At 72.4% G+C, this 22,483-nt stretch carries 23 protein-coding genes; 11 read left to right on the top strand and 12 right to left on the bottom strand.

Features of this window, described 5'->3' with window-relative positions:
• Positions 1-254 precede the first annotated feature (254 nt).
• A complete protein-coding gene (locus AC6EUL_RS19380) occupies positions 255-509 on the top strand; it encodes a DUF3297 family protein (protein WP_056214155.1) in 255 nt (84 codons plus the stop codon).
• 526 nt (positions 510-1,035) lie between these two features.
• Here the strand turns inward: AC6EUL_RS19380 and AC6EUL_RS19375 are convergent.
• Entirely contained in the window at positions 1,036-1,344 is a 309-nt protein-coding gene (locus tag AC6EUL_RS19375) for a hypothetical protein (RefSeq protein ID WP_056214162.1), read from the bottom strand.
• Between the two features lie 70 nt (positions 1,345-1,414).
• Entirely contained in the window at positions 1,415-3,229 is a 1,815-nt protein-coding gene (gene aspS, locus AC6EUL_RS19370; RefSeq protein ID WP_056277867.1) for an aspartate--tRNA ligase, read from the bottom strand.
• 185 nt (positions 3,230-3,414) lie between these two features.
• Here aspS and AC6EUL_RS19365 point away from each other — a divergent pair, with 185 nt between their 5' ends.
• The 4 genes from AC6EUL_RS19365 to cuyB all read left to right on the top strand — a co-directional run bounded on the left by AC6EUL_RS19365 (position 3,415) and on the right by cuyB (position 6,921).
• The gene (locus AC6EUL_RS19365) at positions 3,415-3,858 is read left to right on the top strand and encodes a hypothetical protein (protein WP_499872075.1); all 444 of its coding nucleotides are present in this window, start codon (positions 3,415-3,417) and stop codon (positions 3,856-3,858) included.
• 79 nt (positions 3,859-3,937) lie between these two features.
• Entirely contained in the window at positions 3,938-5,089 is a 1,152-nt protein-coding gene (gene rnd, locus AC6EUL_RS19360) for a ribonuclease D (protein WP_499872072.1), read from the top strand.
• 64 nt (positions 5,090-5,153) lie between these two features.
• Positions 5,154-6,038: a LysR family transcriptional regulator gene (locus AC6EUL_RS19355; RefSeq protein ID WP_499872070.1), complete on the top strand. Its 885-nt coding sequence runs from the start codon at positions 5,154-5,156 to the stop codon at positions 6,036-6,038.
• A gap of 142 nt (positions 6,039-6,180) precedes the next feature.
• Positions 6,181-6,921, top strand: coding sequence for a cysteate racemase (gene cuyB / locus AC6EUL_RS19350; protein WP_499872067.1), 741 nt, complete (start codon positions 6,181-6,183; stop codon positions 6,919-6,921).
• Between the two features lie 34 nt (positions 6,922-6,955).
• Here cuyB and AC6EUL_RS19345 read toward each other — a convergent pair whose 3' ends face one another.
• On the bottom strand, positions 6,956-8,788 hold the full coding sequence (locus AC6EUL_RS19345; RefSeq protein WP_499872065.1) for an aq_1923 C-terminal domain: 1,833 nt from the start codon (positions 8,786-8,788) through the stop codon (positions 6,956-6,958).
• Positions 8,789-8,924: 136 nt separating this feature from the next.
• Positions 8,925-9,251 carry an iron-sulfur cluster insertion protein ErpA gene (erpA, locus tag AC6EUL_RS19340; protein WP_056349834.1) on the bottom strand — a complete coding sequence of 109 codons (327 nt, stop codon included), beginning with the start codon at positions 9,249-9,251 and terminating at the stop codon, positions 8,925-8,927.
• 164 nt (positions 9,252-9,415) lie between these two features.
• Here erpA and AC6EUL_RS19335 point away from each other — a divergent pair, with 164 nt between their 5' ends.
• Positions 9,416-10,717: a deoxyguanosinetriphosphate triphosphohydrolase gene (locus AC6EUL_RS19335; RefSeq protein ID WP_407067262.1), complete on the top strand. Its 1,302-nt coding sequence runs from the start codon at positions 9,416-9,418 to the stop codon at positions 10,715-10,717.
• A 30-nt stretch (positions 10,718-10,747) separates the two neighbouring features.
• On the opposite strand, the gene AC6EUL_RS19330 is transcribed toward AC6EUL_RS19335, so the two are convergent.
• Entirely contained in the window at positions 10,748-11,374 is a 627-nt protein-coding gene (locus tag AC6EUL_RS19330) for a PilZ domain-containing protein (RefSeq protein ID WP_056214190.1), read from the bottom strand.
• A 74-nt stretch (positions 11,375-11,448) separates the two neighbouring features.
• Positions 11,449-12,057 carry a PAS domain-containing protein gene (locus AC6EUL_RS19325; RefSeq protein ID WP_056349830.1) on the bottom strand — a complete coding sequence of 203 codons (609 nt, stop codon included), beginning with the start codon at positions 12,055-12,057 and terminating at the stop codon, positions 11,449-11,451.
• A 324-nt stretch (positions 12,058-12,381) separates the two neighbouring features.
• Between AC6EUL_RS19325 and AC6EUL_RS19320 the strand changes: the two genes are divergently transcribed.
• Positions 12,382-13,197 carry a rhomboid family intramembrane serine protease gene (locus AC6EUL_RS19320; RefSeq protein WP_499872062.1) on the top strand — a complete coding sequence of 272 codons (816 nt, stop codon included), beginning with the start codon at positions 12,382-12,384 and terminating at the stop codon, positions 13,195-13,197.
• A 184-nt stretch (positions 13,198-13,381) separates the two neighbouring features.
• Positions 13,382-13,813, top strand: a complete 432-nt coding sequence (locus AC6EUL_RS19315) for a CBS domain-containing protein (protein ID WP_499872060.1) — start codon at positions 13,382-13,384, stop codon at positions 13,811-13,813.
• Between the two features lie 35 nt (positions 13,814-13,848).
• Here the strand turns inward: AC6EUL_RS19315 and AC6EUL_RS19310 are convergent, their stop codons facing one another.
• The 3 genes from AC6EUL_RS19310 to folE all read right to left on the bottom strand — a co-directional run bounded on the left by AC6EUL_RS19310 (position 13,849) and on the right by folE (position 16,198).
• A complete protein-coding gene (locus tag AC6EUL_RS19310; protein WP_499872115.1) occupies positions 13,849-14,892 on the bottom strand; it encodes a patatin-like phospholipase family protein in 1,044 nt (347 codons plus the stop codon).
• A 96-nt stretch (positions 14,893-14,988) separates the two neighbouring features.
• Positions 14,989-15,405 (bottom strand): phosphoribosyl-AMP cyclohydrolase, encoded by a 417-nt coding sequence (gene hisI, locus AC6EUL_RS19305; RefSeq protein ID WP_056214203.1) that lies wholly within the window; start codon positions 15,403-15,405, stop codon positions 14,989-14,991.
• 28 nt (positions 15,406-15,433) lie between these two features.
• Complete coding sequence (gene folE / locus AC6EUL_RS19300; protein WP_499872113.1) at positions 15,434-16,198, bottom strand: GTP cyclohydrolase I FolE; 765 nt, start codon at positions 16,196-16,198, stop codon at positions 15,434-15,436.
• A gap of 348 nt (positions 16,199-16,546) precedes the next feature.
• On the opposite strand from folE, the gene AC6EUL_RS19295 reads away from it, so the two are divergent.
• Positions 16,547-16,990: an iron-sulfur cluster assembly scaffold protein gene (locus tag AC6EUL_RS19295; protein ID WP_056214209.1), complete on the top strand. Its 444-nt coding sequence runs from the start codon at positions 16,547-16,549 to the stop codon at positions 16,988-16,990.
• A gap of 4 nt (positions 16,991-16,994) precedes the next feature.
• Positions 16,995-17,354: a membrane protein insertion efficiency factor YidD gene (yidD, locus tag AC6EUL_RS19290; protein WP_056349949.1), complete on the top strand. Its 360-nt coding sequence runs from the start codon at positions 16,995-16,997 to the stop codon at positions 17,352-17,354.
• On the opposite strand, the gene AC6EUL_RS19285 is transcribed toward yidD, so the two are convergent.
• Entirely contained in the window at positions 17,335-18,726 is a 1,392-nt protein-coding gene (locus tag AC6EUL_RS19285) for a 2-hydroxycarboxylate transporter family protein (RefSeq protein WP_082487060.1), read from the bottom strand. The two genes, yidD and AC6EUL_RS19285, sit on opposite strands and share 20 nt — an antisense overlap.
• A gap of 373 nt (positions 18,727-19,099) precedes the next feature.
• On the opposite strand from AC6EUL_RS19285, the gene thrS reads away from it, so the two are divergent.
• Positions 19,100-21,127, top strand: a complete 2,028-nt coding sequence (thrS, locus tag AC6EUL_RS19280) for a threonine--tRNA ligase (RefSeq protein WP_499872056.1) — start codon at positions 19,100-19,102, stop codon at positions 21,125-21,127.
• Between the two features lie 61 nt (positions 21,128-21,188).
• On the opposite strand, the gene AC6EUL_RS19275 is transcribed toward thrS, so the two are convergent.
• Together AC6EUL_RS19275 and AC6EUL_RS19270 are read right to left on the bottom strand one after the other, a co-directional pair.
• Entirely contained in the window at positions 21,189-21,611 is a 423-nt protein-coding gene (locus tag AC6EUL_RS19275; protein ID WP_499872054.1) for a hypothetical protein, read from the bottom strand.
• A 37-nt stretch (positions 21,612-21,648) separates the two neighbouring features.
• Positions 21,649-22,483 (bottom strand): RgsD C-terminal domain-containing protein (locus tag AC6EUL_RS19270; protein WP_499872052.1); only part of this gene is annotated, 835 nt, incomplete at its 5' end.

Raw genomic sequence — 22,483 nt, 5'->3', positions numbered from 1 at the left:
GTGCCCGCCCGCTCTTCGGGCCGGTTTTCCCTTCGGCACAAACTCCTACGGCGGGGCATTCCTGTCGCGTCCGGACCGCGGCCCGACGCTGACGATCGGCGGATTTTGTTCCATCGCGACGGGGATTGCGTTCCTGGCCGCCCCCGCGACGCGCGCTCCGGACGGCCCGGCGTTGCGGCCTCGCGCCGAATCCCGTACCCGCTAGCGCTCGCCGTCCCCACCGCACGACGTGAAACGATCCAAGGCCCGCGACGATGTCCGACACGCCCCCCGACCGCCTCGCTGTGAATCCCAACAGCCCGTACTACGACGAGAAGATGCTCGAGCGCGGCATCGGCATCCGCTTCAAGGGCGTCGAGAAGACCAATGTCGAGGAATACTGCGTCAGCGAAGGCTGGGTCCGCCTCTCGGCCGGCAAGACCCTGGACCGGGCCGGCAACCCGATGACGGTGAAGCTCAAGGGCCCCGTGGAGCCCTACTTTCGCGATGACGCGCCGGCCGAAGCCTGAGGCTCAGGCCGACGCCGCCTCCAGGGGGGAACGGCGTCGGCGCCCCGTAGGGCGCGATCCTGGTGCCGCGGCTGTTGTCCGCCTCTCAGCCGTGCAGGAATTTCGCAAGCGCGGCCCGGTCGCCGGCGCGCAGCGGTTCGGCGACGCTCAGGACCATCCGGCGGCGTCGCCGGAACCCGTCGATGTCGGGGGACCGGTCTTCGCGAAGCTCCGGCTCCAGGGTTTCGCAGAGCGCCCCCGCCGCATCAGGAGGCTCGTCAGAAGATCGGCCCCCGGCAGGAAGGTCCGCACCATCCTCCCGTGCGGGGTACGGAAGTCCTCGTGGGAACCGCGGTCGATCAGGACGCGCAGGGCCACGTGGCGAACCGGACGAAGCCGGAGACAGTCAGATCCGATCTGAATCAGGTCGTCGTATCGCACCGTCAGCGGTCCGCTCGTCCGATCTCGCCGCTGCAGGGACCATACATCCTCAAGTTGCATTCTTTCGCGCTTGGGGAAGTCGGGAATCGCGCCTCGGGCGTCCCGATCAGGCCGGACCCGCCCGCTCCCGCTTCGCCCGCTCGCCGTTGAAATTCCGCACCGCCACGGCGACCGCCTCCGCCAGAGCCGCCTCGGAGGTCGGGTCGCGCAGGACGAGGCTGGTGATGGCGTCGGGGTGGTTCTTGCGCTGCTTCGGCGTGCGGGCGTGGTTCGAGACCCGCAGGGCGAAGGCACAGGCCGCGGGCTTGAGATAGACGCTGTCGCCCCGGGTGTTGCGGGCCACCACCGCGAAGCCCTGCGCCGCGAGGATCGCGACGGCGCGAGCCAGGGCCTCGGCGGGCCGGAGGACGGTCATGCGCGCGACGTCCCGTGAGCCCACGGTCTCGGGCCGCTCCCCCTGCGGGGACGGCCCGAGGACGGCCGCCTCAGGCGCCCTTCTCGGGCAGGTTGAGGCGGATGTGGAGCTCGCGCAGCTGCTTCGGCGTGGCCTCGGCCGGGGCGCCCATCATCAGGTCCTCGGCGCGCTGGTTCATGGGGAACAGCACGACCTCGCGCAGGTTCTGCTCGCCGCAGAGCAGCATGACGATGCGGTCGATGCCCGGCGCGATGCCGCCGTGCGGGGGGGCGCCGAGCTTCAGGGCGTTGAGCATGCCGCCGAACTTCTCCTCCAGCACCTCGACGCCGTAGCCGGCGATGCCGAAGGCCTTCTCCATCACGTCGGGGCGATGGTTGCGGATCGCGCCCGAGGACAGCTCGGTGCCGTTGCAGACGATGTCGTACTGGAACGCCTTGATGTTCAGGATCGTCTCGGCATCCGCCGGGTCGAGGGCCAGGAACGCCTCCCGGTCGAAGTTCGGCATCGAGAACGGGTTGTGCGAGAAGTCGATCCGCTTCTCGTCCTCGTTCCACTCGTACATCGGGAAGTCGGTGATCCAGCAGAACGCGTACTGGTCCTTGTCGGACAGGCCGAGCTCGTCGCCGATGCGGATGCGGGCCTTGCCGGCGAGGGCCGCCGCCTTGGCCTCGGTGCCGGCCGAGAAGAACACCGCGTCCCCGGCCTTGGTCCCGGTCTTCTCCGCGATCAGGGCCTGGACTTCGGCGGGGATGAACTTGGCGATCGGGCCCTTGCCGGTGAGCGTGCCGTTGTCGTCCTCGAAGATGATGTAGCCGAGGCCCGGCGCGCCCTCGGCGCGGGCGAAGTCGTTGAGCTTGTCGAAGAACGAGCGCGGCTGGGTCGCCGCCCCCGTGGCCGGGATGGCCCGGACCACGCCGCCGGAGGCGATCACGCCCTTGAAGGCCTTGAACGCCACGTCCTCGCGGGCGAACGCGGCCGTCACGTCGGCGATGATCAGCGGGTTGCGCAGGTCCGGCTTGTCGACGCCGTATTTCAGCATCGCCTCGGCATAGGGGATGCGCGGGAAGGTGCCGGTGACGCGCTTGCCCTCGGCGAATTCCTCGAAGACCGAGCGCAGTACCGGCTCCACCGCCTGGAACACGTCCTCCTGCGTCACGAAGCTCATCTCGATGTCGAGCTGGTAGAACTCGCCCGGCGAGCGGTCGGCGCGGGCATCCTCGTCGCGGAAGCAGGGCGCGATCTGGAAGTAGCGGTCGAAGCCCGCGATCATCGTCAGCTGCTTGAACTGCTGCGGGGCCTGCGGCAGCGCGTAGAACTTGCCCGGGTGGACGCGGGACGGGACGAGGTAGTCGCGCGCGCCCTCCGGCGAGGAGGCGGTGAGGATCGGCGTCTGGAACTCGAAGAAGCCGCCGTCCCGCATGCGCCGGCGCAGGCTGTCGATGATCGCCCCGCGCTTCATGATGTTGGCGTGCAGCTTCTCGCGCCGCAGGTCGAGGAAGCGGTACTTGAGCCGCGTCTCCTCCGGGTAGTCGAGGTCGCCGAAGACCGGCATCGGCAATTCGCCCGCGGGGCCGAGCACCTCGAGGTCGTCGATGTAGACCTCCAGCGTGCCGGTGGGCAGGTCCGGGTTCTCGGTGCCGGCGGGGCGGGTGCGGACCCGGCCGTCGATGCGGATGACCCATTCCGAGCGCGCCGCGTTGGCGGCCTGGAAGGCCTTCGAATCCGAATCCACCACGCACTGGGTCAGGCCGTAATGGTCGCGCAGGTCGATGAACAGCACGCCGCCATGGTCGCGGATGCGGTGGCACCAGCCGGAGAGGCGGACGCTCTCGCCGACGTCGGACGGCCGGAGCGCCCCGCAGGTATGGGTCCGGTAACGGTGCATGACGGGCTGCTGCATAACGGGCTGACGGATCACGGGCTTTGGGGATTGAGCGGCGCACCATTCACGCGGGGGAGGTGAAGTCAAGGCGACGGCGATGCGCGGGTGAGGCCCGAAGACCGCCGAAACCCGGCGGATCCAGGCCCGGAACCCTTCCGGAATCGCCCGGTGATTCCCATATCAGGCCTATGAATTCAAACGCTTTTTTCGACATTCCGCGTCGGGCGGGAGCGACTCACGAGGCCGCGACCGCCGCATCCGCGACGGGCGAGCGGCAGGAGGGCCGGTGGCGCGTCCTGCCCCTCGAGGGCACCTTCGAGATCGTCTACGAGGATTCGCGCGGGGCTTGGAGCACCCGGCGGGTCGAGGCGCGCGAGCTGAAGCTCGGGCCGGGCCGGACGCTCTTGGGCGGCATCGACCGGGGGCGGGGCGGCTACCGGGGATTTCGCGCCGACCGCATCCGCCGGCTCGTCGATCCGGCGAGCACCACGCGGCTCGAGGCCGGCATTCTCGACTGGCTCCTGGCCCGGGCCGAGGCACAGCGCCGGGAGCGCGCGGCCCAGATCCGGGCGCTGGCGACCCGGCGCCGCCCGGTGAAGACGCGCGCCGGGCCGCGCGAGGTCGCCGCCTAGGGGTATTCGCGGCTTCGAATTCTGGTGACCGGGTCCGGCGTCCCTCGCCTGGGGCGAGAACCTTCGGTATAGCCGATTCATGGATATGATCGCCACCACTGCGGACCTGGCCGAGGCCTGCACCCGCCTGTCCGCCCATCCCTTCGTGACCGTCGACACGGAGTTCATGCGCGAGACGACCTACTATCCGAAGCTCTGCCTCATCCAGATGGCGGCGCCCGACGGCACGGGCGTGCTCGTCGACCCCCTCTCCCCCGACATCGACCTGGCGCCGTTCTTCGCCCTGATGGCCGACGAGGGCGTGGTGAAGGTGTTCCACTCCGCCCGCCAGGACCTGGAGATCATCTGGCTCCTCGGGGGCCTGCTGCCGCAGCCGTTCTTCGACACCCAGGTCGCCGCCATGGTCTGCGGCTACGGCGACTCGGTCTCCTACGAGCAGCTGGTCAACGACGTGGCCAAGGCCAAGATCGACAAGTCCTCGCGCTTCACCGACTGGTCGCGCCGGCCGCTCTCGGACGCCCAGCTCAGCTACGCCCTCTCCGACGTGACGCACCTCGTGAAGGTCTACGAGGTGCTGGCGGGCCAGCTCCTCTCCACCGATCGCGGCGAGTGGCTCGACGAGGAGATGAGCGTGCTCACCTCGCCGGAGACCTACCGGGCCGATCCGGCCTCCGCCTGGCGCCGCCTGTCGGGGCGGATGCGCAAGCCCCGCGAGATCGCCGTGCTGATGGAGGTCGCCGCCTGGCGCGAGCGCGAGGCCCAGAGCCGCAACGTGCCGCGCGGGCGCATCCTCAAGGACGAGGCGGTGATCGACGTGGCGACCTCGGCGCCCCGCAGCGTCGAGGCGCTGGGGCGCCTGCGCTCGATTCCCGCCGGCTTCGAGCGCTCGCGCACCGGCACCGACATCCTGGCGGCGGTGGAGCGGGGCTTCGCACGCGACCTCTCGGACATCGCCCCGCCCGAGCGCACCCGCAGTCGGGGCGGCAACGGGGCGCTGGTCGAGCTGCTCAAGGTCCTGCTGAAGGCCGTATGCGAGACCGAGGGCGTCGCCCCGAAGATCATCGCCACGGTGGACGACCTCGAGGCCATCGCGGAGGACGACGCGGCCGACGTGGCCGTGCTGCACGGCTGGCGCCGGACGCTGTTCGGCGAGAAGGCCCTGGCCCTGAAGAGCGGCCGCCTCGCCCTCTCGGCCGAGCGCGGCCGGGTGGTGGTGCGCGACCTGGCGTGAGTCCGTCCGGCGCGAGTCTCTCGGGCGCGACGCGCCGCGGCGGAGGCCCGGTCGGGCGGCCGTCGTGGAGCTGAAGTGGCTGGAGGATTTCCTTAGCCTCGCCCAGACCCGCAGCTTCTCCCACTCGGCGGAAGCCCGCCACGTCACCCAGTCGGCCTTCAGCCGGCGCATCCGGGCCCTCGAACTCTGGCTCGGGGTGGCCCTGGTCGACCGCAGCACCTACCCCACCACCCTGACCCCGGAGGGCCGCCGCTTCCGCGACACCGCCGAGGAGAGCGTGCGGGTGCTCCTCGGCGCCCGGGCGGACCTGCGCGCCGGCCTCGACTCCCCCGAGCCCCTGGTGCGGATCGCCGGGCTGCACACCCTGGCCCTGACGTTCTTTCCCGCCTGGTTCCGGACCCTCGCCGCGCGCACCGGACCGGTGGCGACGCGGCTCCTGCCGGACGACTTCCACGACTGCCTCCAGGCCCTGGTGGAGGGCGGCGCGGACTTCCTCCTGACCTTCCACCATCCGGGCGTGCCGATCCCCCTCGACCCGGCGCTCTACCCCCACCGGGTCGTCGGCGCCGACGCGCTGGTTCCAGTGCGGAGCCCGGACCTCGCCGCCGGGGCGGAGGGCCGGCCGGTGCCGCGCCTCGACTACGGACGGGATTCCTTCCTCGGCCGCGTCAGCGCGCTCGCGCAGGCCGAGCTCGGCCTGCCGCCGGGGCCGGTGGTCCACGCCAACCCCATGGCCGAGGCCCTGAAATGCATGGCCCTCGAGGGACACGGCCTCGCCTTCGTGCCGCGCAGCCTCGTCACCCGGGAACTCGCCGAGGGCCGCCTCGTCGCCGCCGGGCCGGCGGTGCCCCTGGAGATCCGCCTCTACCGCAACGGCGCCCCGGCCCACGGCCCCCGGGCACGCGCCGCCGTGGCGGCGATCTGGGCGGCGGCGTCCGCACCCGCCTGACGCTCGGGGCAGGTTCGTCCGAACCCGCGTGACGTTCGGGGCGGGTTAGTCCGAACCCGCATGGGCCGTTCCGACACGGCATTGGCCCCCGCGCCGGTCTTCGCGCATCCCGTCCGCGGGACGCGCGACGGGGATCGGGACGATGGCGGGGAGCGAAGGGCCGAGCGTGCCATTGCTGGGCGTGCCATTGCTGGGCGTCCTGGGCGGCATGGGGCCGATGGCGACGGTGGATTTCCTGCGGAAGCTCGTGGAGGCGACGCCGGCCGCCCGCGACCAGGACCATCTCGCCGTGATGGTGGCCCAGGCCGCCGACATTCCCGACCGGACCCGGGCCATCCTGGGGGAGGGGCCCGACCCGCTGCCGGCGATGACCCTGGCCCTGCGCCGCCTCGAGGCCGCCGGCGCCACCCGCCTCGCGATCCCCTGCAACACCGCCCATCACTGGCACGGCGCGCTCCAGGCGCTGACCCCCGTCCCGATCCTGCACATCGTCGATGCGGTGGCGGCGGGGCTCGCCCGCCGGGGCCTCGCGGGCGGGCCGGTGGGGCTGCTCGCCACCGACGGCACCCTCCGGTCCGGGCTCTATCCCCGGCACCTCGGCCGCCACGGCTTCACCTGCCGCGTGCCCGCGGACCAGGCGGCGGTGATGCGGGCGGTCCGCCTCGTCAAGGCGGGGCAGGGGGCGCAGGCCCGGCCCCTGCTGGAGACCGCGGCCGCGGGGCTGGTGGCGGAGGGGTGCCGGCAGGTGGTGATGGCCTGCACCGAGATCCCCCTCGCCCTGGCCGATCCGGCCGGTCCGGCGAGCGCGGTCCTGCTCGACGCCACCGACGCCCTGGCGCGGGCCTGCGTGGCGGCGGCCGCGCCGGCCCGCCGGGCGGCGTGATCGGTCCGGCCGGCTCGGCCCTCCGTCGTCTGCCTCAGTTTGCCTTGGCGTTGACCTCGAGGCGGTCGAACAGGGCGGCCGGGGTCGGGGCGGCGCTGAACTCCAGCATGCCGATGCCGGCGGCGTTCTTCGGCCGCAGGCTGACCGAGAGGGTGCCGGGCTTGGTCACGAACTGGCCCATCGCGGCGCCGATCGCCTTGGCGCCCGCCGAGTTGCCGAGGATCGCGGGCACGCCGAACACGCTCGCGGTGACGTATTCCTGCTTCAGCTCCTCGGGCTTCAGGCTGAGCACCTTCGACTGCGCGGCGATGAAGCGGTCGAACAGGCCGGTGTTCTCGATGGTCAGGTCGAGGGCCTTGGCGGTGGCCGACAGCATGGCGAAGCTCGACACCGCCATGTCCGGGTTGAAGACCTCCGGGCCGATGCCGCCGATCATGCCGTTGAGGCGCAGGCTGCCCATGTCCTTGCCGGAGACCGAGACCTCGCCGAGCTTGAGCTCGCGGGCGGCCTCGTCCCAGGAGGTGTCGGCCACCAGGGCGAGGTCGAGGTCGCTGTAGCCGTAGAGGCCGAGGGAGCCGAGGCCCGGCACCCCCGCCACCGCGGAGGCCGGCAGGGTGAGGCCCGACAGGCTCAGGCGCCCGGCCGTCGGCACCCCGTCCCGCGGGGGCGCGAAGTTCATCGAGCCGTCGCGCAGGCCCACATGGGTCGGGGCGGGCGGCGCCCGGTCGGCCAAGGCCTTGTCGGCAGGGTCGCGGGACGCCTTCGCCTCGGGCGGCAGGTCGAGGCTGAGATCCTTCAGGGCCAGGGTGCCGAGGGCCGGCGTCAGCAGGCGCAGCTCGCCGTCCGAAGGCGGCGTGGTCAGGGTGGCGAGCTTGCGCAGGGCCGCGACCGTCGGGCCGAGGGAGAAGCCGTCGAGGGAGAGCCGGGCGAGGCGCGCCTTGGCCCCGTCGATGCCCGCGAAGCGGATGTCCTCCAGGAGGAGGCCGGCGCCGGTCAGCCCGAGGCGGGCGATGCCGAGGCTGAAGGCGTCCCGGGGCTTGGCCTCCTGGATGCTGAGGCCGGTGGCCTCCAGGGAACCGACGGAGACCGCCTCGGCGAGGTCGGCCCCGAGGCTCATCAGCCGCGCGCGCTCGGGCGGCGCGAGCCGCTCGTAGTCGACGGCCGTGAAGGCCTGGAGCGCCCCCGTCCAGGTCGCCGGGATCTGGCGGCCGCTGAGGTCGCGCCCCTCGATCCGGGCGATCTTCACGGCGGTGCCCCGGGCATCCACGTAGGCGACGTCGTCGACCGCGAAGGTGGCGTAGATCCGCTGCAGGGCGCTCTTGCCGTCGCCCGGCTCGCCGTAGAGGCGGGCGAGGACGGTCAGGTCGAGATCGGTCGCCCGCATCCGGCCGTAGGTGCCGGTGCCCTTCTGGGGGCCGCCCTCCAGGAGGATCGAGGCCCCGGCGGCGGTGAGCTCGGCGGCGCGCCCGGCGCGGACGTCGCGGGCCACCACGTCGCGATAGGTGACCACCGGCGTCGCCCCGGCGGTGCCGGTGCGCTCCACCCGCAATTCGGGCATCGCCAGGCTCGCGGCGTCGAGGCGCACGAGGCGGGCGGCCCAGGATTCGCCGGGGCCGGGCTTGAGCAGGGCGGTGAGTTCGTCCTTCGAGAGGCGGGTGCCGCTGGCGGTGAGGCGCGGGGCCTTCAGCACCGTGTCGCCGAAGGTCAGGGTGACGTCCTGCAGGGTGACGTCCTGGACCGCCGAGGCGGCCTCCTGAGCCCGCGCCGCGCCGGGCTGCACGGCGCTCCCCGCGCCGAGGAGGACGAGGACGCAGGCCGAGGCACCGGTCGCCCACGCGAGGAGGGGGCGGCCTTTCGAGCAGGTCATGGGCTTATCCGGATCGCTGGCGAAGAGGCGCTTTCAGGGGAAAGGCCCGGAGGCGTCGGGGAGAGGGCCCATCCGTGCCGCAGTTTCACGCGGGAGGCAATCGCGGGGGCGGGCCCCCGCGGGGACCGCGCCGCATTCACAGCGAGAACGAGGTTCCGCAGCCACAGGAGGCGGTGGCCTGGGGGTTCTCGATCTTGAAGGATTGCCCGATCAGGTCGTTCACGAAATCGATGGTCGAACCGCTCATGTATTCCAGCGACATCGGGTCGACCAGGACGGTGGCGCCGTCGCGCTCGATCGCGACGTCGTCGGCGGCCCGCGCCCGCTCGATGTCGAAGGCGTAGGAGAAGCCCGAGCAGCCGCCGCCGTTCACGCTGATCCGCAGGGAGGCGCCGGGCGGCTCGGCGCCCATGATCTCGTTGATGCGCTTGGCGGCGCGGGGCGTCAGGGTGATGTCGGCCATCGGGGTATTCTCGCGGGGTGCTCTCGAGATCCGCCGGCCGTCCCGGCCGATCGTGGACCGTGGCGGCGTTGGAACAACTGCTAGGGAACACAAGATATGCCTGGGACCCTGATGCTGCAACGCGTCGGGGGACCGGGCCGAGGCGGGCGGACCAGGATCGGTCGATGAATGTGGGGCGGCGAGACGTGATGCAGGCGGACGAGACAGGCCCCGGCGCGGCGCGGCGGCGCGGCGAGCGCTGGCGGGCGCCCTACGCCACCGATCCGGCGGCCACCCGCGGGCGCCTGATCCCGGAGGCGATCTCGCCCACGCGCAGCGACTTCCAGCGGGACCGCGACCGCATCATCCATTCCTCCGCCTTCCGGCGCCTCAAGCACAAGACCCAGGTCTTCGTCCATCACGAGGGCGACCATTACCGGACGCGGCTGACCCACACCCTGGAGGTGAGCCAGATCGCCCGGGCCCTCGCCCGGGCGCTGGGCCTCGACGAGGACCTCGCCGAGGCCCTGGCGCTGAGCCACGACCTCGGCCACACCTGCTTCGGGCACACGGGAGAGGACACCCTGGATGCCTGCCTGGCGGACCAGGGCGGCTTCGACCACAACGCCCAGGCCCTGCGCATCGTCACCCGGCTGGAGCGGCGCTATGCCGGCTTCGACGGCCTCAACCTCGCCTGGGAGACCCTGGAGGGCCTCGTCAAGCACAACGGCCCGCTGCTGGAGCCGGACGGGCGCCCCACCCGGCGCTGGACGGGCCGCGGCATCCCGGCCGCGATCCTCGAATACAACGCCCTCAACGACCTGGAACTGGACCGCTTCGCCGGGCCCGAGGCGCAGGCCGCGGCGCTGGCCGACGACATCGCCTACGATAGCCACGACCTCGACGACGGCCTGCGCGCCGGCCTGTTCGACCTCGCCGACCTCGCCGCGGTGCCGTTCCTGCGGAGCCTGCTCGACGAGATCGAGGGCCTGTACCCGAGCCTCGAGCCCTCGCGAAGGATCCACGAGCTGGCGCGGCGCGTCATCACCCGCTTCGTGGAGGACGTCATCACCGAGAGCACCCGGCGCCTCGCGGCCCTGAACCCGCGCACCGTGGCCGACATCCGGGCGGCGCAGGCCCCGGTCGTCGCCTTCTCGGCGGCGATCGCGGAGGCGGATGCGGCGATCAAGGCCTTCCTGTTCGCCCGGATGTACCGCCATCCCGGCGTGCTCGCGGTGCGGGCCAAAGCCAACACCATCGTGTCCGACCTGTTCGACCGGTTCACGGCGGAGCCCGGGGCGATGCCGGCGGAATGGTCGGCGGGGCTGGACGGGGCGGAGCCGGGACGCGTCGCCCGCCGGGTCGCCGACTACATCGCGGGCATGACCGACACCTACGCGGTGCTGGCCCACCGACGCCTGTTCGCGACGACGCCGGACCTGCACTGGAGCCCGGGCGACCGCAGCCTGCCCCTCACCGACCCGTAGGCGGCCGGGCGGCCGGGCGGCCGGGCGGCCCTAGAGCGTCAGCCCCTCGTGGAACAGGTCGGGGGAGATCGGCAGCATGAAGTGCACGCCGATGCCGCCCTCGAAGTGGCGCACCACCCGGCCGGGGGTGCGCCCGACCATCAGGCTCATGCCGATGGCCGGAGTGCTGGTGGTGCTCAGCGCCACGCCCGACATGGAGATGTCGATGATCCGGGCCGGCACCTCGCGCCCGCTCTCCAGGCGCAGGACGACGCCCGTGACCAGGGGCGTCAGGCGCTCGTGCGTGCGGCCCTCCGGCAGGCCCAGGCTCTCGCGGTTGGCGAGCCAGGTCAGCTGCGAGGCGATCTTGTCGCGCTTGCGCGGGGTCGCGCTGAGGCGGACGGCGAAGCCGCCGGGAATCAGGCGCGCGATGGTGCCCTCGATCCGGCCGACATGCTCGAGATAGAGCACCACCCGCTCGCCGACCTCGCCCGGGACGGCGCAGTTCAGGCGCACGCCCCCCGGCGACATGTCGACGGTCTGGCACGGATATTCCCGCCGGTCCGCCAGCATGTAGCGCCCCAGCATCGAGACCTTGACGCGGTGGTGCCGGCGCAGGTCCGAGATGCGGACGTCACGGGGCAGCCTCGCGGGCGGACGGGTGGCGACCTCGATCATGGGGACAGGGCGACTCGTTTCGAGGCTTCACTGCCCATCAGGCTAACACCCGCTGGTTACGAAAGGTTTGCCCGTCAGGCGCGGCCGCCGGGGTGGACCAGGAGGTGGCCGCGGCGGAGCGGCGCGCTGTCGTTGGCCGGCTCGGGCAGGTTCTGCAGGGTCGCCCGGGCATCGCGGGAGGCCGGGGCGGTCTCGTGGCCGAGGATGCGCAGGGAGGTCGTGCGCATCCGCGTCAGGGGACGCAGGCCGAGCCAGTGCGGCACGCAGGTCGGGCTGAGGGCCCCGAGGATGCGGGTCTGCGTCTCGCCGTGGTGGCGCAGGGGCAGCAGCAGGAGCTCGAGGTCGATGGTCTCGTCGCGCTCCGTCCGGCCCTGCAGGCCCGCCACGGCCCCGACGGTGTCGACGGCCACGGCCTCGACCAGCAGCCACGGATCGGCGTCGGGCCGTCCCCAGAGGCCGGCGAAGTCCCGTCCCTTCAGCTCGCGCCCGAACAGGGCGCAGACATGGGTCCCGGCCAGGCGGACCGAGGCCGCCCCGCGCGCCATGTCGACCTCGAGGATCAGGCTGTCGGCGAGCAGGTTCCGGATCTCGCCGGGCTCGATCTCGCTGCGTTCCGGCGCGGCGCGGCCATTCCGCAACCGGTCCCAGTAGGCGTGGAGCAGGCGGCTGGTCGGATGCTTCATGGGAGTCCCACAATGGCACGGTCCGGCGACGGACCTTCTCGGATCGGGCGCTTTCGGGACGGTTCTGGGCCGCTCCCGAGGTCTGTGCCAGGCTCGGCGCAGAGCTTATGCCGACCACCCTCGCGGCGCCCCCTTAACCCTTCATCAAGGTTAACGGGTCGACGGAGTTGTCCACCGCCAAGTTTGCACGCGCTCCGTGCCGGCGGATTTTCCCGCGCGGCGGGGCCCGTTCCCGCATCGCGGAGCTTGTTTCCCGCATGGCGGGGCTTGTTTCCCGCATGGCGGGGCTTGCGGCCCCGCCTGCCGCCCCGACATGGTGGCCGCATGGATGCCAGCCCCGACCTGCCGCCGCAGAACCGCGTTCCGATCTTCAACATGCCGGGCGTGGTCACCGCGTCGATCGGCGTGCTCGTGGGCATCCACGCCCTGCGCGAATTCGTGCTGCCGGACACCTGGGACATCGCCGCCCTGATCGACCTCGCGCTGATCCCGGGGCGCTGGAGCGTGGCCGTCGATCCGGCCCGGGCGGAGGAGCTCCTGCGGGCCGCCACGGCCCTAGCGGGCGACCCCGACGTGGTCGAAGCCCGGCAGGCCTTCGCCCGCTACGTGGTGGCCGACCCCGCCGCGATGCCCTGGACCTTCGCCACCTACGCGCTGCTGCACGGCTCGTGGATGCACGTCATCTTCAACACCGTCTGGCTCGCCGCCTTCGGCTCGCCGGTGGCCCGCCGCTACGGCGCCTGGCGCTACGGCCTGATCGCCCTCGTGGGCGCGGTGGCGGGCGGCATCCTCCACGTCCTCCTCGACCCCCTGAGCACCGCCCCCCTGATCGGGGCCTCGGCCGGCGTCTCGGCCCTGATGGCGGCCGCGGCCCGCTTCGTGTTCCAGCCACCCCCCGTCTATGCCAGCGCGCCCCCCTGGCAGCGCCCGGCCGCGCCCCCGCTCCAGACCATCCCGGAGCTGATGCGCAACCGCACCGCGGTGGTGTTCCTGGTGATCTGGCTCGTGACGAACTTCCTGTTCGGCGTCATCGCCCTGCCGCTGGGCGCCGAGGCGACCTCGGTGGCCTGGGACGCCCATCTGGGCGGCTTCGTCGCGGGCTTCTTCCTGCTGCCGCTCCTCGACCGGGCCCGACGCTGACGGCGGGCCCGCGCCGCCGCCCCGGACCGTGAATTATCCTGCGTCATCGGCGACGGGATCCTGCGGGATCTTGCTATATGCGGTCGCGCGCCACACAATCGCCGCAGACGAGCCGGGCACCCTGCCGTTCTGGCCAAGCCCGGCCGCCCCGTCCCAGGGGTGACTTGAGGGAAAGGACACGTCCATGACCGTTGCTCGCATCCTCGCCGAGAAGGGCCGCTCCGTCGTCACGGTGGAGCCCCAGCGCACCCTCGACGAGGCCATCCACCTCCTGGCCGAGAAGCGCATCGGCGCCGTCGTCGTCAGCGATGCGGACGGGGCGGTGCGCGGCATCCTCTCCGAGCGCGACATCATGCGGGCGCTCGCCGCCAAGGGCGCCAACGCCCTCGACGCCCGGGTCTCCGAGCACATGACCGCCGAGGTCACCACCTGCACCCGCGCCAGCAGCATCGAGGAGGTCATGCAGCTCATGACCGAGGGCCGCTTCCGCCACGTGCCCGTGATCGAGGACGACCGGCTGGCCGGCCTCATCTCCATCGGCGACGTGGTCAAGCGCCGGATCGAGGCCGTCGAGGCCGAGCACCGGGCCATGCGCGACTACATCACCATGGCCTGAGTCAGGTGCGGGCGTGAGGCAGCATCGGGCCTGAGTCAGGTCCGGGCGGCGGCCGCCGCCACGAGGCCGCGGATCTGCGGCAGGGCGGCGCGCGCCGCCTCGCGGCCGAGGGCGATCCCCTCGGCCGCCCGGTGGAACTCGAACAGGCCCATCCCGGCCAGGCGGGGCACGATGGCGATGTCGGGCGGGTCGCCGGCCAGGCGCGCCCGCGAGATCCGGTCCTGCGTGATGTTGAAGGCGTCGAGCATCACCCGCGCCATGCCGGGGGTGGCGAGGCCGTCGGCCGGCCCGGACGCGCGATCGGACGCGGCACGGCGCGGGCCCGGCCGGCGCAGGCTCCAGCGCCGGGGTCGGCGGGGGGCGGGCGCCACCACCTCGGCCGTGACCCGCGCGGGCGCCGCCTCCCGCACGCCGGGGCGCGGGTCGCCGTTGAGGTTGACGCAGATCACGAGGTCGGCCCCCAGGGCCCGGGCGATCGTCACCGGCACCGGGTTCACCAGGGTCCCGTCGAGGAGGAGCCGGCCGCCGCAGCGCACCGGCGGGAAGATGCCCGGCAGGGCGTAGGAGGCGCGCAGGGCCTCCACGAGGCTGCCCCGGGTGAGCCAGACCTCCTCGCCGCTGTCGAGGTCGGTGGCGACGCTGGCGAAGCGGATCGGCAGGCCCTCGATCCGGCGGTCGGCGAGGTCGTGCTCCAGGCGCCGCTTCAGGCGGTCGCCCGCGATCAGGCCGGAGCGGAGCCGGAGGTCGAGGAGCCCCATCACGCTGCGCCGGGTCAGCGACAGGGCGAAGGCCTTGAGCAGCCCGAGCTGGCCCGCCGCGTAGCAGCCGCCCACCACCGCGCCGATGGAGCAGCCCGCCACCACGGCCGGGTGGAGTCCGGCCTCCTCCAGCACTTCGATCACCCCGATCTGCGACCAGCCCCGGGCCGAGCCGCCACCGAGGGCGAGGCCGATGCGGGGGCCGGGGGCGGGGGGCGCCGCCACGGGCTCGACGGCCCCGGCGGGGAAGCGCGCGTGCGGGGAGGCGCCCTGGCGGACCTCCGCGGCGGGACGCACCGGGGACAGGCCGTCCCACATCAGCGACACCGAAATGCGGGAGAGGGGGCGAAGAAACGCGGGACGCGGCGACCGCGACGGGGCGGGCGCCGCTCCGGACGGGCACGCCGCGCGCCGGGATCAGGCATCGGCGGGCCGCAGAATCGCCTGGCCGGTCGCCGGATCGTGATCGACGCGGCGGTAGAAGCAGGCGCGCCGGCCGGTGTGGCAGCAGCCGCCGTCGCCACCGACCGCGACGCGGATCAGCACCGCGTCCTGGTCGCAATCGACCCGCATCTCGACCACGCGCTGGACCTGACCGCTGGTGGCGCCCTTGTGCCAGAGCGCGCCGCGGGAACGGGACCAGTACCAGGCCTCGCCGGTCTTCAGGGTGAGGGCCAGGGATTCGGCGTTCATGTGGGCGAGCATGAGCACCTGCCCGTCGGCGGCGTCGACGGCGATGCAGGAGACGAGGCCGTGTGCGTCGAAGCGGGGGGTGAAGGCGGCCCCCTCCTCGACCTCGGCCCGGCTGCCCGGTTCCGGGAAGGCGCGGGTCATCGGGAGACAGACGTCATCGCGGGCCGGCTCAGGACTTGTTGCGCACGAGGGTGAGGAAGCGGACCTGCTCGTTGGCGTCGTTGCGGAAGGCGCCCCGGAACTGGGTGGTGATGGTGGAGACGCCGGCCTTCTGGACGCCGCGCATCGCCATGCAGAGGTGCTCGGCCTCCACCATCACGGCGATGCCGCGGGGCTTGAGGATGCTCTCGATCACGTCGGCGATCTGGGCCGTCATGGTCTCCTGGGTCTGCAGGCGGCGGGCGAAGGTGTCGACCACGCGGGCGAGCTTCGACAGGCCGACCACGCCCTTGGTCGGGTAGTAGGCGATGTGCGCCAGCCCCATGAAGGGCACCATGTGGTGCTCGCAATGGGAGTAGAACGGGATGTCGCGCACCAGCACGATGTCCGAGTAGCCCTCGACCTCCTCGAAGACCCGCTCGAGCAGCGCGTCGGCGTCCTGGCCGTAGCCGCCGAAGATCTGGCCGTAGGCCTTCACCACCCGGGCGGGGGTGTCGCGCAGGCCCTCGCGGTTCGGGTCGTCGCCGGCCCAGCGCAGGAGGGTACGCACGGCGGCCTCGGCCTCCTCGCGGCTCGGACGGCCCGTGGCGATGGCCTCGGGCACCCGCTGGGCGGAGGCGGGCAGGGGAGCGATCTCGGGCGCGGGCGCGGGCGCTTCGCCCCGCGCGTTGTCGTTGCGCATGGCGCTGAGGGCGCCATTCTGGCGGGTCGGTTCCATCCCGGATTCCTCCGTCTCGGTCAGGCGGTAGGAGAGGGACTTGAGCGCGGCATCCATGGCATCTTCCGCCCGGGCGATCCGGGTCGTCATCGGGTGGCTGTCAGGCTTTGCGTACATCGTCGAACCATGGGGCCGTCGGGTGAGGACGGCCGATGCCCGGACGGTGCCGTCTGCGGTGGCGCAACCCCGGCCGTGGGCGCGACCCGGGTCGACGAGCCGCCTCCTCGCGAAACGGTGCGTGGGGGCCTATATCGTCGTTATCGCGCCGTCGCGCAATGCAGGCTGCGCGGATCAGATCTCCGGGATCGGAAGCCGGCTGTGCGCCCGGCCGTCCCGGCGGAACGGCAAATGGACCCGGCGGGACCGCAAGTGAACCCGGCGGAACAGCCAGAGGATCGGAATTCCATGCTCGACGACATCTACAACCGTCGCATCCTCGAACTGGCCGCCGACATCCCGCGCCTGGGACGCCTGGCGGCCCCGGACGCCAGTGCCACCGCGCATTCGAAGCTCTGCGGCTCCACCGTCACGGTGGACCTCGCGGTGCGGGACGGCACGGTCACCGACTTCGCCCACGAGGTGAAGGCCTGCGCCCTCGGCCAGGCCTCGTCCTCGCTGATGGCCCGCCACGTGGTCGGCACCAGCGCCGGGGAGCTGCGCGCGGTCCGCGCCGCCATGCGGCGGATGCTCAAGGAGGGCGGCCCGGCGCCCACGGGCGCCTGGGCGGATCTCGCCGTCCTCGAGCCGGTGCGCGACTTCAAGGCCCGGCACGCCTCGACGCTCCTGACCTTCGACGCGGTGGTGGACGCCCTCGACCGGATCGAGGCCGGGGCTGTGGCGGCCGCCTAGCATGCTGCTCCGCCGCATCGCCCACGGGGCGATCCGCACCTATCAGCTCACCCTGTCGAGCCTGGTCGGCCGCCAGTGCCGGCACTGGCCCTCGTGCTCCCACTACACCGACGGGGCGATCCAGCGGCACGGGCTCTGGGCGGGCGGCTGGATCGGGTTCGCCCGCATCTGCCGCTGCGGCCCCCTTGGCACCCACGGCATCGACCTGGTGCCGGAGGCCCTGCCGGCGCACGCCGCCTGGTTCACCCCCTGGCGCTACGGCCGCTGGCGCGGCGTGAACGCGCCTCCCTCGCCCTTCGCCTGCGAGCCCTGCACCTGCGCGGCGGTGGGGGAGGGGGCCGCCCCTAGACCGGCGCCGCCGTGATCCACTTCAGGAACACCAGGGTCCCCGTCACCGTGAGGGCGCCGCCGATGCGGGTGGCGATCTGGGCGAAGGGCATCAGCGCCATCCGGTTGGCGGCGGTGAGGATCGCCACGTCGCCGGTGCCGCCCTGGCCGCTGTGGCAGGCGTTCACGATGGCGGTCTCGATCGGGTACATGCCGAGCCGGCGCCCGACGCCGTAGCCCGTCGCCATCAGGGTGACGACGGTGGCCACGATGGTGATCAGGTTCGGCAGCGTGAAGGCCGCCACCAGCTTGTCCCAGGGGGTGAGCGAGACGCCGATGGCGAAGAGCAGCGGGTAGGTCATGCCGACCTGCACGAACTTGTAGACGATGAAGCCGCCGGCCTGGAGCCGGGGCGAGACCGCGCTGGCGAGCTTGGCCAGCACCGCCAGGAACAGCATCGCCACGGGGGCGGGCAGGCCGGTGAGGTGGTGGCACATCACGCCGAGGAGGTAGAGCGTCACCGCCGTGAGGCCGGCCGCCGCCACCGTGGCGGCGTCGATCGGGCCGGTCTCCACGGGCGTGCCCGCCTCCATGTCGTTCTCGGTGTGGGGCTGCAGGCGGCCCTCGCCGGTGAGGTGCGGTTTGCGCCTGCCCACCCAGTTGAGGGTGCCGGCCAGGATGATCGCCGTGAGGCTGCCCAGCATCACGGGCGGCAGCACCTGGGCGAAGACGTCGCCCTGCGGGATCCCGAGGATGTTGCCGTAGCCGATGGAGAGCGGAATCGCGCCCTCGCCGACGCCGCCGGCCATGATCGGCACGACGATGAAGAAGAAGGTGTGGTGCGCCCCGAGCCCCAGCAGGGTGCCCACCAGGGTGCCGACGCAGCCCGCCGCCAGGGAGCCAAGGCCGAGGGGGACGAAGATCTTGAGGAAGCCCTTGATCAGCACAGCCCGGTCCATGCCCAGGATGCTGCCGACGATGATCGCCGCGATGTAGAGGTAGAGGAAGTTGGTGAACTTGGTGAAGTCCGTGATCGCCTTGACGATCGGGCCCGGGATCAGCGCGTAGTAGACCAGCGCCGAGGGGATGAAGGTGGCGAAGATCGCCCCCGCCCCGATCTGGCGCAGGACCGGCAGGCGCTTGCCGATCTCCGCGCAGGTGAAGCCGCCGAGCACCAGGACGGCGATCATCGTCGGCGCGTCGGCCTTGATCTCGCCCTCCGCGGTCAGCACCCAGAGCAGCGCCACCAGGATCAGGTAGACCGGCAGCGGGATGATGCCGATCTGCAGGTCGACGAGGCGCCACCAGCCCTGAGGCCAGAAGCGTGTCCCGGTCTGGACCCCGGGCAGGTGGGCCGTCGTGGTGATCGCGACGCCTTCGGGGTGCGCCGTCGGTACGGGGCTCGGCATGAACGTCTCTCCCGGCGAAAGCCCGTTTGCCCCGCGGGGCCGGCTCGTCCGTGTTTTCTTGGATTTTTTTCTGGTCTCGACCGTGCGGCACGGAAGGCCATCGGCGAGCATCAGTCGGGTTGGACCGGCTTTGTCAATTGATCGGCCGGCACGGGCCGCGATGGTGATTGAGGATCCCTGGCGATTGTCAGCAACCCGGGGCGGGAGCGGCCGCCGGGGGGCCGGGACCGGATGCGCGGAATCCGCGTTCCTTCCCGATGCGAATGGGTCTAAACGGCTCGGCGCGGCGCCGCATCGGGGCCGCGCCGACCCCGACCCGCCCCCCGCTTACCTGCCGCGTACGCAGGAGTGAGCCTCCAAGGAGCCCCCGGCCATGCCGATCCTGACCTTCCCCGACGGCAACACCCGCAGCTACGACGCCGCGATCACCGGCCGTGCCGTCGTCGAGGGCATCGCCAAGTCCCTGGCCAAGCGCACCGTCGCCATGGCCCTCGACGGCACCGTGCGCGACCTCGACGACACGATCGCGCAGGATGCCCGCATCGAGTTCCTCGACCGCACCGACCCGCGCAGCCTGGAGCTGATCCGGCACGACTGCGCCCACGTGCTGGCGGAGGCGGTGCAGGCCCTGTGGCCGGGCACGCAGGTCACCATCGGCCCGGTGATCGAGAACGGGTTCTACTACGACTTCGCCCGGGACGAGCCCTTCACCCCGGAGGACTTCCCGAAGATCGAGGCGAAGATGCGCGAACTCATCGCGCGCGACGCCCCCTTCACCAAGGAGGTCTGGAAGCGCGACGACATCCGGGCGCTCTTCGCCGGGAAGGGCGAGGCCTACAAGGTCGAGCTCGTGGACGCGATCCCGCCCGGCGAGGACCTCAAGGTCTACCGCCAGGGCGACTGGTTCGACCTCTGCCGCGGCCCGCACATGACCTCGACGGGCAAGGTCGGCACCGCCTTCAAGCTGATGAAGGTGGCGGGCGCCTACTGGCGGGGCGATTCCAACAACCCGATGCTGACCCGCATCTACGGCACCGCCTGGGCGACCAAGGAGGACCTCGACGCCTACCTGCACCGCCTGGAGGAGGCCGAGCGCCGCGACCACCGGCGCCTGGGGCGCGAGATGGACCTGTTCCACTTCCAGGAGGAGGGGCCGGGCGTCGTGTTCTGGCACGCCAAGGGCTGGACCGTGTTCCAGGAGCTGATCGCCTACATGCGCCGGCGCCTGCGCGGCGACTACCAGGAGGTCAACGCCCCCCAGATCCTCGACAAGGCCCTGTGGGAGACCTCCGGCCACTGGGGCTGGTACCGCGAGAACATGTTCGCGGCCCAATCCGCCGGCGACGAGGCCGAGGACAAGCGCTGGTTCGCGTTGAAGCCCATGAACTGCCCCGGCCACGTGATGATCTTCAAGCACGGTCTGAAATCCTACCGCGACCTGCCCCTGCGCATGGCCGAGTTCGGCGTGGTCCACCGCTACGAGCCCTCGGGCGCCATGCACGGCCTGATGCGGGTGCGGGGCTTCACCCAGGACGACGCGCACATCTTCTGCACCGAGGACCAGCTCGCCGACGAGTGCCTGAAGATCAACGACCTGATCCTCTCCACCTACGCCGATTTCGGCTTCGGCGAGATCGTGGTGAAGCTCTCGACCCGCCCCGAGAAGCGGGTGGGCTCGGACGCCCTCTGGGACCATGCCGAGGACGTCATGACCCGGGTGCTCACCCAGATCGAGGAACAGTCGGGGGGCCGGATCAGGACCGCGATCAACCCGGGGGAGGGCGCCTTCTACGGGCCGAAGTTCGAGTACGTGCTGCGCGACGCCATCGGGCGCGACTGGCAGTGCGGCACGACCCAGGTGGACTTCAACCTGCCGGAGCGCTTCGGCGCCTTCTACGTCGATGCCGAGAGCGGCAAGAAGCCCCCGGTCATGGTCCACCGCGCCATCTGCGGCTCCCTGGAGCGCTTCACCGGGATCCTGATCGAGCACTTCGCCGGGCATTTCCCGCTCTGGCTCGCGCCGGTGCAGGTGGTGGTCGCCACCATCACGGGCGATGCCGACCCCTACGCCCGCGCGGTGGTCGCCGCCGCGACCCGCCTCGGCCTGCGCGTCGAGGCCGACCTGCGCAACGAGAAGATCAACTACAAGGTCCGCGAGCACTCGCTGGCGAAGGTGCCGGTGATGCTCGTCGTCGGCCGCAAGGAGGGCGAGGAGCGCACCGTCTCGGTCCGGCGCCTAGGCAGCCAGCACACCCGCACCGGCGGCCTCGACGAGACCCTGGCCGCCCTGGTGGCGGAGGCGACCGCGCCGGATCGCATCCGGGCGGATTCGGTGGCCGAGACCGTGCCGAGCGCCGACGTCGCTCTCGACGGCCAGCACGGCGAGGCCCCGACGCCGTAGGGCGGCGGGTTCGGCCTCCGGGCGGTTGCGTCCTCCGGGCGGTGCCCGGGGGATGCCCGGATCAGGGGGCGCAATTGGCGGCGTAGAGGGCCAGGATGCGCTGCAGGGCGGCGTAATCCTGCGGCGTCGCCGGGTTGCGCAGTTCGGGCCCGTCCGGGACGAGGCCGGCGATGCCCGCCGCGAGGTCGGCGACGAAGCGGCGGGGCCCCACGGGATTGCCCATGCGGTTGGTGGTGTCGACGACGCCGCAGAAAGCCCCCGCGCGGCCGGCACGGAGCTGGCCGTAACGGGCGGTGGCGGGCGCTCTCAGTCCCTGTCCCAGGAGGGCGATCACCCGGTCCGCGCGTTCCGGACCGATCTCCCGGTCGGAGCCGTCCGCCACGAGCGCCCGCGCGGGATCCGCCCCCTGCGCCCGCGCGGGACGCGGCGCCAGGAGAAGCGGCGCCAGGAGCAGGACGAGGGCACCGATCGCAAGTCGCCTCATGCGTGTCGTCTCTCTCCGCGGGTCGGGACGCCTCGGCTCAGCCCGCCTTGGCGATCACCTCGACGTCGCGGTTCAGGCCGCTCTCGACCTTGAATTCGCGGGTGTAGACCTGCCCGTCGTGGCGGGCGATCAGGACGTAGTCCCCCTCCGCCAGGGTCACCTGCGGGAAGGCGCCGATGGCCTCGCGGATGGTGTCGCCGCCCGGCGTCAGCACGCTGAAGGCGGTGCCGGCGAAGGCCTCGGCGCCTTCGGCCGCCACCAGCTTCAGGGTCAGGGTGGCGGCGCGGTGGTTGAGGGTGGCGTCCGTGACCTTGCCGTTCTCCACCTTAAGGTCGGCGCGCTGGATCGCGTTCGAGCCGCCATAGGTCGAGACCACGTGGTAGGTGCCCTCGGGCAGGCGCAGGAGCTCGCCCGCCTTGACGCCGCTGCGCACGAGGCGCCCCTCGGAGTTCGTCCCGATCGGCACGAAGACCGAGAAGGCGAGCTGGTCGGCGCCGAGCTTCACGTCGCCGATGGCGCCCGAGAGCTTGAGCGCCCCGGCGCTGACCTTGAGCTGCTCGGCGGCCGGCTGGCCCGCCATGACGACCCGGCGCGCGGCGCTGGCGAAGCCGTAGGTCACGGTGGCGACGTAAGCGCCCGGCGGCAGGGTGAAACTCGGCTCGGCCGCCTCGGAGCGGGCGACGATGCCGGGCTTCGTGCCGTCGGTGCGGTCCTCGTAGATGCGCCAGGCGAGGCCGGAGCGCAGGGGCTTGTCGCCGCCCGCGAACACCGCCGTGAGGGTCAGGGCCGCGCTCGCCGCGCTGGGCAGCGGCGGCGCCGAGGGGTCCGACATCGACGGGGAGGGCATCGAAGGGGAGGGCATCGAAGGGGAG

Source organism: Methylobacterium sp. 001424705 (assembly GCF_059816145.1).
This window is presented reverse-complemented; position numbering and strand designations above follow the sequence as displayed.